Below are 13680 nucleotides of genomic sequence, written 5' to 3'. Positions count from 1 at the left end.
TGGGCGACGGCCGGGCACCGTCAGGCCCGTGTCACGGCCCGACGGCATCCCGGTCACGGCGGGGTCTCGCGACTCGTACGGGGCCGAGCGGCGGGCGATCCGGCGGCCCGCTCCGGGCCGGGCGGCAGGATCTCGTCCGCCGTATGGACGCACCGTGACGGGAGTGGAAAGCTCGAAGAACACCGCGGGCGTCACCGGAGCCGCCACCGCACGCGGGTCCGCACGTCCGCGCCCACAGTGACCTCACCGTGCACGGGAGGCAAGGCCATGGGCGACAAGGCGAACGCACACCCCGGAGCCGCCGGCAGGGCAACAGCGGCCGACCAACCCGCGTCCGTACGGAATGTGGTGCTGGTCGGCCACTCCGGATCGGGCAAGACCACATTGGTGGAGGCTCTCGCACTCACGACGGGAGCGGTGAACAGGGCGGGCCGTGTGGAGGACGGCGGCACCGTCTCCGACTACGACGAGATCGAGCACCGGCAGCAGCGCTCGGTGCAACTCTCCCTGGTCCCCGTCGAATGGGACGGGTACAAGATCAACCTTCTCGACACTCCCGGATACGCCGACTTCGTCGGAGAGCTCAGGGCCGGTCTGCGAGCGGCGGACGCGGCCCTTTTCGTCGTCTCGGCCTCCGACGGGGTGGACGGCTCGACGCGCATGGTGTGGGAGGAGTGCGCGGCCGTCGGCATGCCGCGCGCGATCGTCATCACGCACCTGGAGTCCGCCCGGGCGGACTTCGAGGACATGACGCGGACCTGCGCGGAGGCCTTCGGCGGCGACGACCCCGACGCCGTGCTGCCGCTGTACCTGCCGCTGCGCGGCCCCCAGGCACCGGACGGGCACGCGCCCGTCACCGGGCTGATCGGGCTGCTGTCGCAGAAGCTGTTCGACTACTCGACCGGGGAGCGCAAGGAGTCCGAACCGGGCGAGGACCAGCTGCCGCTCATCGAGGAGGCCCGCAACCGGCTGATCGAGGGGATCATCTCCGAGAGCGAGGACGAGACCCTCATGGACCGCTACCTCGGCGGCGAGGAGGTCGACGTCAAGACGCTCATCGAGGACCTGGAGCGGGCCGTCGCACGCGGCGTCTTCTTCCCGGTCCTGGCAGCCGCTCCGGCGGCCGAGGGCGCCCGGCACGGGCTCGGCACCGCCGAGCTCCTCGAACTGGTCACCCGCGGCTTCCCGACCCCGCTGGAGCGCGCGGCACCGAGGGTCACCACGGTCGACGGCAAACCGCGTGAGCTGAAGCTGTGCGACCCGGACGGCCCGCTGGTCGCGGAGGTCGTGAAGACGTCGTCCGACCCGTATGTGGGCCGGGTCTCGCTGGTGCGGGTCTTCTCGGGCACCCTGCGCCCGGACCAGACCGTGCACGTCTCCGGACACGGTCTCGCCGACCGGGGGCACGAGGACCACGACGTCGACGAGCGCATCGGCGCGCTGTCCGCACCGTTCGGAAAGCAGCAGCGGGTGCTCACCCACTGCATCGCCGGCGATCTCGCGTGCGTGGCGAAACTCGGCCGCGCGGAGACCGGGGACACCCTCTCGGCCAGGAACGACCCGCTGCTCATGGAGCCGTGGGAGATGCCCGACCCGCTGCTGCCGCTCGCCATCCAGGCGCACAGCAAGGCGGACGAGGACAAGCTCTCGCAGGGCCTGTCCCGGCTGGTCGCCGAGGATCCGACCATGCGGCTCGAGCAGAACCAGGACACCCACCAAGTGGTGCTGTGGTGCCTGGGCGAGGCACACGCCGATGTCGCCCTGGAGCGGCTGCGCAACCGGTACGGCGTCCAGGTCGACGTCGTACCGCACAGGGTCTCCCTACGGGAGACGTTCGCGGCCAAGTCGGCGGGCCGCGGCCGCCATGTGAAGCAGTCCGGCGGCCACGGGCAGTACGCCATCTGCGAGATCGAGGTGGAGCCGCTGCCGGGCGGCTCGGGCATCGAGTTCGTGGACAAGGTCGTCGGCGGGGCCGTGCCGCGCCAGTTCATCCCGTCCGTCGAGAAGGGCGTAAGGGCCCAGGCGGCCAGGGGAGTTGCGGTCGGCCATCCACTCCAGGACATCCGGATCACCCTGCTGGACGGCAAGGCGCACTCCGTGGACTCCTCCGACGCCGCGTTCCAGACGGCCGGCGCGCTGGCGCTGCGGGAGGCGGCGGCCGACGCGAAGATCCATCTGCTGGAGCCGGTGGCCGAGGTGACCATCCTGGTCGGCGACGACTACGTGGGCGCGGTGATGAGCGACCTGTCCGGGCGGCGCGGCCGGGTGCTCGGCACGGAACAGATCAGCGGCGGCCGGACGCTGGTGCGCGCGGAGGTGCCCGAGATCGAGATCGACCGGTACGCCGTCGACCTGCGCTCCCTGTCCCACGGCACGGCCCGCTTCAGCCGCGCGTACGCCCGGCACGAGCCGATGCCGCCGCAGATCGCGGAAAGGATCCGTGAAGAGGTGGGAAGCGCCTCGTAGTTGGACGTCTGCGGAACGCTCCCCTCCGCGTCGGCGGACGGCTTCGGCCGTCCGCCGGCGGAATGTTGGGCGTCGGACCGACGGGATGTTCTACGTCCGCCGACGGATGTCCGTGCCTGCGGATACGCTGATGACCTGATCAACAGGTGTGCGAAGCACGGAAGTCGGGAAGGCCGCATGAGCAGGGTGCCGGCGGCGATCGGGGGGCGGGAATGACCGTTGACAGCGGCTACGCGGACATCTTCGGTCCGCAGGTGCCGCGCACGGGCGACGGAGAACAGACGGCGACGTTCGCGCTGGCCTCCGCGGCCTATCGCGACAATCCCGTCAAGGACATCCTCGCTGCCAACAGCGAGTGGCACGAGACGATCGTCAAGGACGGTCGTAAATGGGCGCGGATCTTCCGGCCCAACCTGGGCGAGGCCTTCTCCGGGGCCGTGATCGCCCGCATGCTGGGCGCCGGCCGCAAGCCGCTCATCCAGTCCTTCGGCGCCGAGCCGCAGGTCGTGGTCGAGCACTGCCTCGCGGCGAACAACATCCGCAGGGACCGCGACAACCTGCTGACCATCGTCATGGTCCTGTGCGGTCTGCTGTTCCTGCCCGGGCTCCTCATCTGGCTGCTGGTCTTCCAGATCCGCACCACCGTGGCCAAGACCGAGAACAAGCAGGCCGGGGCCCTCGCCACCGCCCTGCTCGTGGGCGTCGGCGCCCTCGCCGTGATCTTCCTCGTGCGCACGCCGTTCGGCGGCTTCTGGGCGTGGTACGCGCGAGCGGCGATCGTCATGCCGGTGGTCGGCTGGTTCTGGGCCAAGCAGATCTGCGAGCGCACGGCGACGGACCTCCGGGAGCGCTGGAACAGCCTGCTGTCCGGAAGCAGCGTCGGGGCCAAGGTCCCCGAGGCGGTGCCGAGCAGCCCCCGCGAGACCGCGGCCGAGCAACTGCGCCAGTCGCTGGCCAAGTTGAGCGCCGAGCAACAGTCCAACTCGGTGTTCTACGCCGGGCCCAAGGGCATACTCGGCATGGGCACCCGCTGGGGCAGCTGGCAGCTCGCCGAGGACCTGGTCTCACGCCATCCGGACCGGGAGATCCACCCCTTCCGCAGCTGGGACGTCATACGGTCCATCCACGACCGGTTGCGCATGCTGGAGCGGAACACGCTGAACACCGGCGGCTTCCCGAAGGCGTCCGTACGGCACTGGATCGTCACCCCGGTCGGGGAGAACGCCAATGCGGTGTCCCGTCCCGAGGGCACGGACGTGGACGCGTACCAGGTCAAGTCGCACGCCATACAGGACATCTGCAACAAGCAGCAGTTCGGCGCGGGCGACCGGCACTACCTGGGCGTGCAGTGGACGCTGTGGGACGGACAACTGGTCATCACCATGCTGATCACGGTGACCGTGCTGCACGAGACGCTGCGCATCGAGGTGACCGGGCATGCGCTGGGCCCGGTGCACTCGCTGTTCACCTCAAAGCCGGAGGCCAAGGAGAAGGAAGTCGCCAAGCAGCTCAAGTTCTGGGAGACGCGGAAGGTGAAGCTCCCGCTGGTCGACGCGGACGAGGTGGTCCGCCTGGCCGCCCGGGCGCCCCTGACCTGGTATCCGCCGCTGCTGAACTGGCTGGGCGGCACGCTGACCCTCCCCGAGCCCTTCGGGCTGCGGCACGCCTGGGCGGACAAGCCGTGGCGGCACCGCTTCATGGCCGACGACGCGCTGCGCGCGGCCACGCCGGTGCTGCGGGTCGTGCACGCGGCGGCGATCCGGGTCCTGGAGGAGAACGGAGCGGACACGGAGAAGTTCGGCACCCGGTCGGCGTTCCTCAGCACGGCGGTGCAGGACGTGGCACCGCGCAAGGCGGACGTGTACGACGCGTAGGCCTCCGGCGGTGGGGCCTACGGGCAGCGTGCGGCTGGGGTGGGTCTGGGCGGCCGTCCCTGGGGGCTGCGCCCCCAGACCCCCTTCAGCCCTGAACGGGCCTCGTCCTCACACGCCGGACGGTCCGGGTTCTGCCGGCCAGGCCTCCGCCAGCATCTTCCGGGTGTCCGCCAGCAGCTGGGGCAGCACCCGCGTGTGCCCGACCACCGGCATGAAGTTCGTGTCGCCGCCCCAGCGCGGGACGATGTGCTGGTGGAGGTGGGCCGCGATACCCGCACCCGCAACCGATCCCTGGTTCATGCCGATGTTGAAGCCGTGGGCGCCGGACGCCGTGCGCAGGGCCGTCATCGCCTGCTTGGTCAGCGCGGCGAGCTCGACCGTCTCCGCGTCCGTGAGATCCGTGTAGTCGGCCACGTGCCGGAAGGGCACCACCATCAGGTGGCCGCCGTTGTACGGGTACAGATTGAGCACCGCGTAGACCTGCTCACCGCGCCGGACGATCAGACCGTCCTCGTCGGACTTCGCCGGTAGCGAGCAGAAGGGGCAGCCGTCGTCGGCACCCGGGCCGGTCGGCTTGTTCTCGCCCTGGATGTAGGCCATCCGATGGGGCGTCCACAGACGCTGGAACGCGTCCTGGGTCCCCACGCCCCACTGCTGCTCCGGCTCACTCGTCATGCAGTGCAGCATATGACTTCGCCCGTTCGCGCCGTGTCGCCGGGTTGTGGGAAAAGCGTCCCGGGCCAAGCTGGGCCGGTGGACGACGACAGCCGCAAGGACAGCTTGGAACAGCGCACTGAGATCCCCCTCGCCGTGGCGTCCCTGGTCTTTCTCGCCTCGTACGCGGTCCGTGTGCTCGCCCACGGTCTGCCGGACGGCTGGCGGGACCTGTGCCTGGCGGTGACGCTGACCGTGTGGGCCATGTTCGCCGTCGACTACGCGGTGCGCTGGCGGCTGAGCGGGCAGCGGCTGCGCTTCCTGGCGACGCACTGGCTGGACACCGTGGTACTGGTCCTCCCCTTGCTGCGGCCGCTGCGGGTCGTCAAGGTGCACGAGGCCGTGCGGCGGCGGGGCGGCCGGCCCCGGCTGTCCCTGCAGGCGCGGGTCATCGTCTACGCCGGTCTGAGCACCGCGCTACTCGGCTTCACCGGAGCCCTCGCCGTCTACCAGCAGGAGCGTGCGGCGCCGCACGCGACCATGCGGACCTTCGGGGACGCCGTGTGGTGGACCTGCGCGACGCTCGCGACCGTCGGCTACGGCGACATCGCCCCCGTGACGCCGCTCGGGCGCCTGATCGCGGCGGGCATCATGGCCTGCGGGCTGGCGCTGCTCGGCGCGGTCACCGGGTCCTTCTCGTCCTGGCTGCTCCAGGTCTTCGCCCGCGAGGACGACGCAAGGCCCCCGGGAAGCTGACCTCCCCGAGGGCCTTGGCGGAAGCGCCGGATCAGACCTGCGCCCGCTCCGCCACGACCTTCGCGATCTTCGCGATGGCCTCGTCGAACGGGATGCCGTTCTCCTGTGAGCCGTCGCGGTAGCGGAAGGACACCGAGCCGGCCGACATGTCCTCGTCGCCCGCGATGACCATGAAGGGCACCTTCTGCTTCTGGGCGTTGCGGATCTTCTTCTGCATCCGGTCGGAGGACGAGTCGACCTCGACCCGCAGCCCCTTCTGCTTGGCCGCGGCGGCGAACTTCTCCAGATAGTCCACGTGCGCGTCCCCGATCGGGATGCCGACCGCCTGCACCGGAGCCAGCCACGCCGGGAAGGCGCCCGCGTAGTGCTCGAGCAGCACCGCGAAGAACCGCTCGATCGAGCCGAACAGCGCGCGGTGGATCATGACCGGACGCTGCTTGGAGCCGTCGGGCGACGTGTACTCCAGCTCGAAGCGCTCCGGCAGGTTGAAGTCGAGCTGGATCGTCGACATCTGCCAGGTACGGCCGATGGCGTCCTTCGTCTGAACGGAGATCTTCGGGCCGTAGAAGGCCGCGCCGCCCGGGTCCGGGACCAGGGGCAGGCCCTGCTTCTCGGCGACCTCACGGAGGGTCTCGGTGGCTTCTTCCCAGACCTCGTCGGAACCGACGAACTTCTCCGGGTCCTTGGTCGACAGCTCCAGGTAGAAGTCGGTCAGACCGTAGTCCCGCAGCAGGCCGAGGACGAAGGTGAGCGTCTTGTCGAGCTCCTCCGACATCTGCTCACGCGTGCAGTAGATGTGCGCGTCGTCCTGGGTGAAGCCACGGGCGCGGGTCAGGCCGTGCACGACGCCCGACTTCTCGTACCGGTACACGGTCCCGAACTCGAAGAGGCGCAGCGGCAGTTCACGGTAGGAGCGGCCGCGCGCGTCGAAGATCAGGTTGTGCATCGGGCAGTTCATGGGCTTGAGGTAGTAGTCCACGCCCTCGTCGAGCTGCATGGGCGGGTACATGCCGTCGGCGTACCAGTCCAGGTGGCCCGAGGTCTCGAAGAGCTTCCCCTTCGTCGCGTGCGGGGTGTAGACGAACTCGTAGCCCTCCTCCTCGTGGCGGCGGCGCGAGTAGTCCTCCATGACCCGACGGACGATGCCGCCCTTGGGGTGGAAGACGGCGAGGCCGGAGCCGATCTGCTCGGGGATCGAGAACAGGTCGAGCTCGGAGCCGAGCTTGCGGTGGTCGCGCTTCTCCGCCTCGGCGAGGAAGTCGAGGTGCGCCTTCAGCTCGTCCTTGGTCGGCCAGGCGGTGCCGTAGATGCGCTGGAGCATCGGGTTCTTCTCGCTGCCGCGCCAGTAGGCGGCCGCGTTGCGCATCAGCTTGAACGCCGGGATGTTCCGGGTGGTGGGCAGGTGGGGACCGCGGCAGAGGTCCTTCCAGCACAGGTCGCCGGTCTTGGCGTCCAGGTTGTCGTAGATCGTCAGCTCACCGGCGCCGACCTCGACGGCCGCGCCGTCGTCCGTGGAGGCGGAGCCCTTGATGCCGATCAGCTCCAGCTTGTACGGCTCGGACGCCAGCTCCTCGCGAGCCGCCTCGTCGGACACCACACGGCGGGAGAACCTCTGCCCCCGCTTCTGGATCTCCTGCATCTTCTTCTCGATGGCCTTGAGATCCTCGGGCGTGAACGGCTTCTCGACGTCGAAGTCGTAGTAGAAGCCGTCCTTGACCGGCGGGCCGATGCCCAGCTTGGCCTCGGGGAAGAGCTCCTGCACGGCCTGCGCCATGACATGCGCGGTGGAGTGGCGCAGGATGTTCAGGCCGTCCTCGGAGGAGATCTCCACCGGCTCCACGACCTCGTCCTCGCCGGGTGCGTACGCGAGGTCCTTGAGCTCGCCGCCCACGCGCGCGGCGATGATCGAGCGCTCGCCGGCGAAGAGCTCGGCGGCCGTAGTGCCCGTCGTCACCGTGCGCTCTTCCCGCTCGGAATCGCGTTGGATGATCACACGGACGTCTGACACCGGTCTCTCCTGACTGAAGGTGGATGCGCAACCCATAACCTATTGCGTGCGCAATAGGCGATCGTACCGACCCAGGGCCGCCCTCCGCGAAATCAGTCCCCGCCGCAGGCCTCCTCGAAGAAGGCCGTGATCTCGGCGGTCTCCTGCAGCGACTTCATCAGCCGGTCCCGCTCGGCCTCGTCCACCTGCACCGGTTCGACCCCGGAGGCGTCCATGAGGCGCCGGAAGCCGCCCCTGCTCTCGAGCCGCCCGTACACCCGCACCGGCAGTCCGACGAGGTGCGCGTGCCCGGCTATCCGGTACGACTCCTCGTCCAGCGTCAGTCGTATGTGCGGGATCTCGGCGCCCGCGATCACCCGCAGCCGTACCGATCCCTCCCCGCGCGGCCCCGACCTGCGCATCCTGACCACCGCACCCGTGATCCGCACCGGCACGGAGGGCTCCTCGCGCAGATAGCGGGCGCCGGCCTCGCGCAGCACGGGCAGGTCGCCGGGCGAGAACTCGACGGCCTCGGCGGGCGCCGCGCATCCTTCGGGAACACCGGCGGCCGGTGCCCACTCCACGCCGATGCACGCCCCCTCCGTACCGCGCACGAGGGCGATCAGAGCCTCGGTGAGCTCGCGGCTGACGCCCGCCGCGACGGCGCCGTCGAAGGCGTCCATGCCGCCGGTGGCCCGCTGGTAGTCGATGGCCTCGCGGGCGGCGTACAGGGCCTGGTGCAGGCGTACGGCGAGCGGGCGGCCGGTGCCGACGGGCACGAAGGCGGTCAGACGGCGGCCGCCTGCCGCGGAGCCGACGAGGACGTTCTCCAGGACCGCGGCGGCTGAGCGGCGGTAGCGGGCGCCGTAATAGCCCGCCCGCGCGCGTGTGGCGAGTGCTCCGGCGAGCAGCGTCTGGCGGGCGGCCGAACGCAAGTGTTCCTCGACCGTCCAGGGGACGGTTCCGGCCGGACCGGTCGGGACGTCGCGCCACCAGCGGATCTCGTCGCTGGGCACGGCGAGGGAGAGCAGCACCTCACGCGCGGAGGGCGTCCCACTGCGGGACAGCGCGAGGAGCGCCTCGCCGAGCAGGTCCTCGCTGTCGGGGAAGGCCCGGCTCTCGGGCACCAGCAGACTCGTGCCGCCGCCGCCCGGTCCCGGCGGGGTCCATCGGCCGTACCGCCCGGCCGCTCCCCCGCGTCGCTCCCAGCCGTGCCGGTGCAGCAGGGCGCCGAGCACGGCGGGGTCGACCTCGGCGGGGTCGGGGGAACGGTTCCAGGCGAGGGCGGCCTGGTCGACGGGGTGCGGTCGTACGGGCCGTAGTGGCCCTTCCAGCGGGCGGTGCGTCATGGTCTGCCTCCCGTCCCGACGCGCGTCATGATCTCGCAGAGCGCCCGGTCGTCGAAGATGCGCGAGGTCGGTATCCGCACGGTGGTCCGGTTCCGGCCGGTGATGGCGTGACCGGCGAGGTTGACCCAGTAGCAGCAGTGTCTGAGGTCGAGCCGGTCGTGGCCGGCCCGCAGCCATTGATCCTGTGACCGTGGGACGAGCATCACGACCAGGATCTTGTGGACCGAGACCGGTGTGCGGGCGAGCTTGCGCAGGTGGTCGTTGTCGAGCGTGAAGGAGAAGGTGCGGCCGGGGGGATTCGGCGGGACCTGGTAGGTGCATTTCAGCTGCACCTTGATGGTGACCTCGTCATCGACGGTGTGCCCGGGTGAGCCGTGACTGACGTGCCAGTCGATGCCGTTGTCCGGAAAGGGTTGCGACAGCGAGCAGCCGGCCGCAGCGGCGACGGCATGCAGATAGCCCACCTGCAAGGTCTCCATGCAGGCCGTGGTGGCGAGTGTGCCGCGCTGGGGGCCCGCGCGTTCGGGCAGCAGCCCGCCCCGCTCGGGCTGGGCTATCGCCATGACGAACAGCCTTCCAAGCCAAGTGAATTGCCCACACCAGGGCCGAGTGAATCCCGCGTTCGGGCCACTGAACTGCAAAGACCCGTACTCCTGTTGTGTCCTTCCGGCGTACGGCGCAAACAGCCCGGGTATCACCAAACGGGGCAGACGACGGGGCGTCAGCTGCCGTGGGTGAACGAGGGGTTGTGTAGGTATGACGTGTTGGTACGAAGGGCCCCTGGCCGCTTTCGACACGGAAACAACGGGTGTCGACGTCGAGACCGACCGGATCGTGTCGGCCGCCGTCGTCGTCCAGGACGCACCGGGCACCCGGCCGCGGGTGACCCGGTGGTTGGTCAACCCGGGCGTGCCGGTGCCGGCCGGGGCGACGGAGGTGCACGGACTGACTCAGGAGCATCTGCAGCGCAACGGCCGATGGCCGGCTCCGGTGATGTACGAGATAGCGGAGTCGCTGGCCGAACAGGCCAGGGTGGGCCGCCCGTTGGTGGTGATGAACGCGCCGTTCGATCTGACGATCCTGGACCGGGAGTTGCGCCGCCATCGCGCCTCGTCCCTGGACCGCTGGTTCGAGCCCTCGCCACTGCTGGTGCTCGACCCACGGGTCCTGGACAAGTACCTGGACCGCTACCGCAAGGGCCGCCGCACCCTCACCGACCTGTGTGAGCACTACGGCGTCTCGCTGGAGGGCGCGCACGACGCGGGCGCCGACGCGTTGGCCGCGATGGACGTCGTACGGGCGGTGGGCCGCCGGTTCGCGGCCCGGCTGGAGCGCCTGAGCCCCGCCGAACTGCACACCCTGCAGGCGGTGTGGCACGCGGCGCAGGCGCGCGGCCTGCAGGCATGGTTCGCGCGCAGCGGCACGGAGGAAGAGGTGGACCCGGCGTGGCCGCTGCGCCCGGATCTGCCGGCGGCGGCCGCGTGAGGGCAACAAAAAAGCCGGTCCGTCTGGGACGGACCGGCCTTTCCCGGTGGGCGATACTGGGTTCGAACCAGTGACCTCTTCGGTGTGAACGAAGCGCTCTCCCACTGAGCTAATCGCCCGGGAACGCCCTGAACAATACAGGTCCCCGCGGCCTTCCTTCAAACCGCTTCCAAGTGCCCGGCGAGACCGCGCCGCCCGGCCCGCATCATCAGCCAGTGGTTGGCGCGGAACACCGGCCGTCCGGGCACGGCGAACCGCCGCAGCAGCGGCTTCCGCACGTCGACTACCTGCTCGTAGCGGGCCAGGCTGCCCGTACCGTCCGCGGTGATCGTCCAGCGCGCCCAGCCGTCGAGGTCGCCGGACATGGCGATCTCCAGGACCCCGGCCGCCGGATCGCGCCGCACCTCACGGGCGGTGAAGGTCACGTCGTACGGCAGGAGGGAGCGGACCCTGACCACTCCGGTCGTGTCGTCGATCCGGTTCACCTCGCGCACCTGCCGCCACCAGCGCGGATAGTCATCGGCCCGTTCCAGCGCCTCGTACACGGCGGCGGGCGGGACGGGCAGATTCCACCGGCTGAGGAAGCGGTAATGGGTCCAGTCCATGGACGGAGTCTGCCCGCAGGCAGGCGCGGTGAGGCGTATTTGAGTACGCCCTGAGTACGCGCACTCATGGCGTACGACGTGACGCCGACCACACTCGACGGCATGACGCACATTCCGCCCCCGGCCGAGGAGTTGCGGCTCCTCGATGCCGAGCTGTGGCATTTGGACGCCCGCCGGGCCCAGCTGCTGACCCGCCGTGCCTGGCTGATCGCGGCCCTGCACCAGGCACCGCCGCCCGCGCCTGTCGCGCCGCCCCGCCCCGAGGCTCCCGCACCGCGCGTCCAGAACGTGCTGCTCCTGCTCGGCGGCGTCCTGCTCACCATCGCCGCGATGGTGTTCACACTGGTCAGCTGGGGTCATCTGGGCATCGCCGGGCGGGCCGTGGTGCTCGGCGCGGTCACGCTGGCCGCGCTCGCGGCGCCGGTGCCCCTGCTGAAGCGGGGCCTGCGCTCGACGGCCGAGTCGGTGGCGGGCCTCGGGCTCGCGCTGACGGTGCTCGACGCGTACGCGCTGCACGAGGTGGCCCTTCCGGAGGTGGACGGCACGGGGTACGCGGCGCTCGCGTCGGCCGCACTCGCGGTGCTGTGGGCCGGGTACGGCCTGCTGCCGACGACGTCCGACCTGCGTCTGCCCCTGCCCGCCGCCCTGGCCTCGGCCCAACTCCCGCTGCTGCTCTGGTCGCTGGCCGCCGACGCCGTTCCCTACGGGGTCACGGCCGCGCTCCTGGTGACGGCCGCGTTCGACACGGGTGTGGCACTCCGGGCGACTGCCCGGTCCGTACGGATCGCTGCCACCGTCGGCGCGTACGGCACAGGCGCCTGGGGCGTACTGGCCGCCGGCTGGCTGTCCTGGACGGCCACCGGCACGAGCGCCGCCGCCCGTGCGGCGGCGCTCCTTCTCCTCGGAGCGGCGATCGCGCTGGGCGCGGCGTGGCGGAGCCAGGGCGAGCAGCGAGCCGTCCCTCTCGCCGTCACCGCGGGGCTGCTCACGGTCGCCGCGTTCGGCGGGGCGGCACGCCCTGTGCTGCCGGAGGCGTGGACGGTTCCGGTCCATCTGGCCTGCGGGATCGCCCTGTTGGCGGCGATGCGGGCCGGGCGGCTGCCGGAGGCGGTGCGGCACGGCTTCGCCTGGGCCTCGGGCGCCGTACAGGCGCTGGCCCTGCTGTGGACACTGCCCGTCGTCACTCTGGCGGTGCTGGGGCCGGTCGGCTGGGCGGAGCGGGCGTGGGCCGGCACACCGTCGGACGCCCGCGCCGCGGTGACGCTCGACGCGCCGTGGCCGCAGCACGCGGAGACGGTTCCGGTCGTCCTGGCGGCCGTCGCGGCCGTGCTCGTCCTCGCGGTCCGTGACGCGGTGTGGCGCCCTCGGGCGCTGTGTGGCGCGTCGGGCCTGACGTGGGCGACAGTCATCGTGCTTCCGTCGGTGCTCGAACTCCCCTATGCGATGGGCCTACTGGCTCAGGGCACCGTGGCGGCCGGGGCGCTCGGGGGTGCGGTACACGTACGCCGAGGCGCGGCCGTGCCGACCGGAACGCCGTCCCGTCCGCTGGTTCCCACTCGGCTCACCGCCCTCGTCCTCGCCCTGGTCACCTCCCTCAGCCTCACCTTCCTCGCCCTCGCCTCGCAGGCCGCGACCCTCACCGTGCTCTCCATCCTCACCGTGCTGTTCGCGACGGCCTCGTGGCAGTCGCGCCTCGCCCCGGCCACAGCCCCGGCCGCACTCGCGTACGCCGCCGCACTGGCCTGCGCGACCGGCGCCGCCATGGACTGGCAGCCGTCGCACACCGCGCTGCTCGTCCTGGCCGTCCCCGTGGCCGCGGCCGCCCTGGCCGCACGGCTGGGCGGCGCCCCGGCCACGGTGCCGGTCGAGATCACGGGAGCCGTTGCCGGACTGCTCGCCATGGGACTCGCCGTCACCGACCCTCCCCTGCTGGCCGTGGTGCTGGCCCTCGGCGGAGTGATCGCCGCGGGTACGGCGATCCGCCCGGACCGCCGCCCCGTCGGCTATGCGGCCGCCGCCCTGTTCGTTCTGGCCACCTGGGTGCGCCTGGCGGCCTGGGAGGTCGAGACGCCCGAGGCGTACACGCTCCCGGTCACCGTGCCGGCGCTGCTGGTCGGCGCCCTGCGCCGGCGCCGCGACCCGCAGGCGTCCTCCTGGACGGCGTACGGCCCCGGCCTCGCCGCCACCCTCGTGCCGAGCCTGGTCGCGGCCTGGGGTGACGCCCACTGGACGCGCCCCCTGCTGCTGGGCGTCGCGGCCCTGCTGGTCACCCTGCTGGGCGCCCGGCACCACCTCCAGGCGCCGCTCCTGCTCGGCGGCTGGGTACTGACCCTGGACGCGCTGCACGAACTCGCGCCCTATCTCGTCCAGGTCACCGACGCCCTCCCCCGCTGGGTGCCTCCCGCCCTCGCCGGACTGCTGCTGCTCGCACTCGGGGCGACGTACGAGCAGCGACTGCGTGATGTCCGGCGGGTGCGGGAGGTCCTGGGGAAGATGAACTAGCC

General features: G+C 71.3%; 10 protein-coding genes and 1 tRNA gene. 5 read left to right on the top strand and 6 right to left on the bottom strand.

Translation table 11 applies throughout. From position 1 onward, the window contains the following. Positions 1 to 267: 267 nt before the first annotated feature. Both ACFYO2_RS22315 and ACFYO2_RS22310 read left to right on the top strand, forming a co-directional pair. The gene (locus tag ACFYO2_RS22315) at positions 268 to 2466 is read left to right on the top strand and encodes an elongation factor G-like protein EF-G2 (protein ID WP_388351648.1); all 2199 of its coding nucleotides are present in this window, start codon (positions 268 to 270) and stop codon (positions 2464 to 2466) included. 212 nt (positions 2467 to 2678) lie between these two features. Continuing rightward, positions 2679 to 4340, top strand: coding sequence for a hypothetical protein (locus ACFYO2_RS22310; protein WP_388351645.1), 1662 nt, complete (start codon positions 2679 to 2681; stop codon positions 4338 to 4340). Between the two features lie 108 nt (positions 4341 to 4448). On the opposite strand, the gene ACFYO2_RS22305 is transcribed toward ACFYO2_RS22310, so the two are convergent. Then, positions 4449 to 5027, bottom strand: coding sequence for an HIT family protein (locus tag ACFYO2_RS22305; RefSeq protein WP_388351642.1), 579 nt, complete (start codon positions 5025 to 5027; stop codon positions 4449 to 4451). Positions 5028 to 5093: 66 nt separating this feature from the next. Here ACFYO2_RS22305 and ACFYO2_RS22300 point away from each other — a divergent pair, with 66 nt between their 5' ends. Continuing rightward, positions 5094 to 5750, top strand: a complete 657-nt coding sequence (locus tag ACFYO2_RS22300) for a potassium channel family protein (protein WP_388351639.1) — start codon at positions 5094 to 5096, stop codon at positions 5748 to 5750. Between the two features lie 31 nt (positions 5751 to 5781). Here ACFYO2_RS22300 and thrS read toward each other — a convergent pair whose 3' ends face one another. The 3 genes from thrS to ACFYO2_RS22285 form a co-directional block, all read right to left on the bottom strand. Beyond that, the gene (gene thrS / locus ACFYO2_RS22295) at positions 5782 to 7758 is read right to left on the bottom strand and encodes a threonine--tRNA ligase (RefSeq protein WP_388351636.1); all 1977 of its coding nucleotides are present in this window, start codon (positions 7756 to 7758) and stop codon (positions 5782 to 5784) included. Between the two features lie 92 nt (positions 7759 to 7850). Next, positions 7851 to 9086 carry a hypothetical protein gene (locus tag ACFYO2_RS22290; protein WP_388351633.1) on the bottom strand — a complete coding sequence of 412 codons (1236 nt, stop codon included), beginning with the start codon at positions 9084 to 9086 and terminating at the stop codon, positions 7851 to 7853. Then, positions 9083 to 9649, bottom strand: a complete 567-nt coding sequence (locus tag ACFYO2_RS22285; protein ID WP_388351631.1) for a DUF4365 domain-containing protein — start codon at positions 9647 to 9649, stop codon at positions 9083 to 9085. The genes ACFYO2_RS22290 and ACFYO2_RS22285 overlap by 4 nt, the downstream gene beginning before the upstream one ends. A gap of 193 nt (positions 9650 to 9842) precedes the next feature. On the opposite strand from ACFYO2_RS22285, the gene ACFYO2_RS22280 reads away from it, so the two are divergent. Next, a complete protein-coding gene (locus tag ACFYO2_RS22280) occupies positions 9843 to 10571 on the top strand; it encodes a 3'-5' exonuclease (RefSeq protein ID WP_388351628.1) in 729 nt (242 codons plus the stop codon). Positions 10572 to 10618: 47 nt separating this feature from the next. On the opposite strand, the gene ACFYO2_RS22275 is transcribed toward ACFYO2_RS22280, so the two are convergent. Together ACFYO2_RS22275 and ACFYO2_RS22270 are read right to left on the bottom strand one after the other, a co-directional pair. Next, positions 10619 to 10690 (bottom strand) — tRNA-Val (locus ACFYO2_RS22275). 39 nt (positions 10691 to 10729) lie between these two features. After that, on the bottom strand, positions 10730 to 11176 hold the full coding sequence (locus ACFYO2_RS22270; RefSeq protein ID WP_388351626.1) for an SRPBCC family protein: 447 nt from the start codon (positions 11174 to 11176) through the stop codon (positions 10730 to 10732). A gap of 102 nt (positions 11177 to 11278) precedes the next feature. Between ACFYO2_RS22270 and ACFYO2_RS22265 the strand changes: the two genes are divergently transcribed. Further along, positions 11279 to 13678, top strand: a complete 2400-nt coding sequence (locus ACFYO2_RS22265; RefSeq protein WP_388351623.1) for an SCO7613 C-terminal domain-containing membrane protein — start codon at positions 11279 to 11281, stop codon at positions 13676 to 13678. Positions 13679 to 13680 lie beyond the last annotated feature (2 nt).

The sequence above is a fragment of the Streptomyces sp. NPDC006602 genome, assembly GCF_042870385.1.
GTDB lineage: Bacteria > Actinomycetota > Actinomycetes > Streptomycetales > Streptomycetaceae > Streptomyces.
This window is presented reverse-complemented; position numbering and strand designations above follow the sequence as displayed.

Excerpts from the sequence above, each read along its gene's own strand:
- ACFYO2_RS22290 (WP_388351633.1), bottom strand. The coding sequence starts at position 9,086 with ATGACGCACCGCCCGCTGGAAGGGCCACTACGGCCCGTACGACCGCAC.
- ACFYO2_RS22270 (WP_388351626.1), bottom strand. The coding sequence starts at position 11,176 with ATGGACTGGACCCATTACCGCTTCCTCAGCCGGTGGAATCTGCCCGTC.
- ACFYO2_RS22305 (WP_388351642.1), bottom strand. The coding sequence starts at position 5,027 with ATGCTGCACTGCATGACGAGTGAGCCGGAGCAGCAGTGGGGCGTGGGG.
- ACFYO2_RS22315 (WP_388351648.1), top strand. The coding sequence starts at position 268 with ATGGGCGACAAGGCGAACGCACACCCCGGAGCCGCCGGCAGGGCAACA.
- ACFYO2_RS22265 (WP_388351623.1), top strand. The coding sequence starts at position 11,279 with ATGACGCACATTCCGCCCCCGGCCGAGGAGTTGCGGCTCCTCGATGCC.
- ACFYO2_RS22285 (WP_388351631.1), bottom strand. The coding sequence starts at position 9,649 with ATGGCGATAGCCCAGCCCGAGCGGGGCGGGCTGCTGCCCGAACGCGCG.
- ACFYO2_RS22310 (WP_388351645.1), top strand. The coding sequence starts at position 2,679 with ATGACCGTTGACAGCGGCTACGCGGACATCTTCGGTCCGCAGGTGCCG.
- ACFYO2_RS22280 (WP_388351628.1), top strand. The coding sequence starts at position 9,843 with ATGACGTGTTGGTACGAAGGGCCCCTGGCCGCTTTCGACACGGAAACA.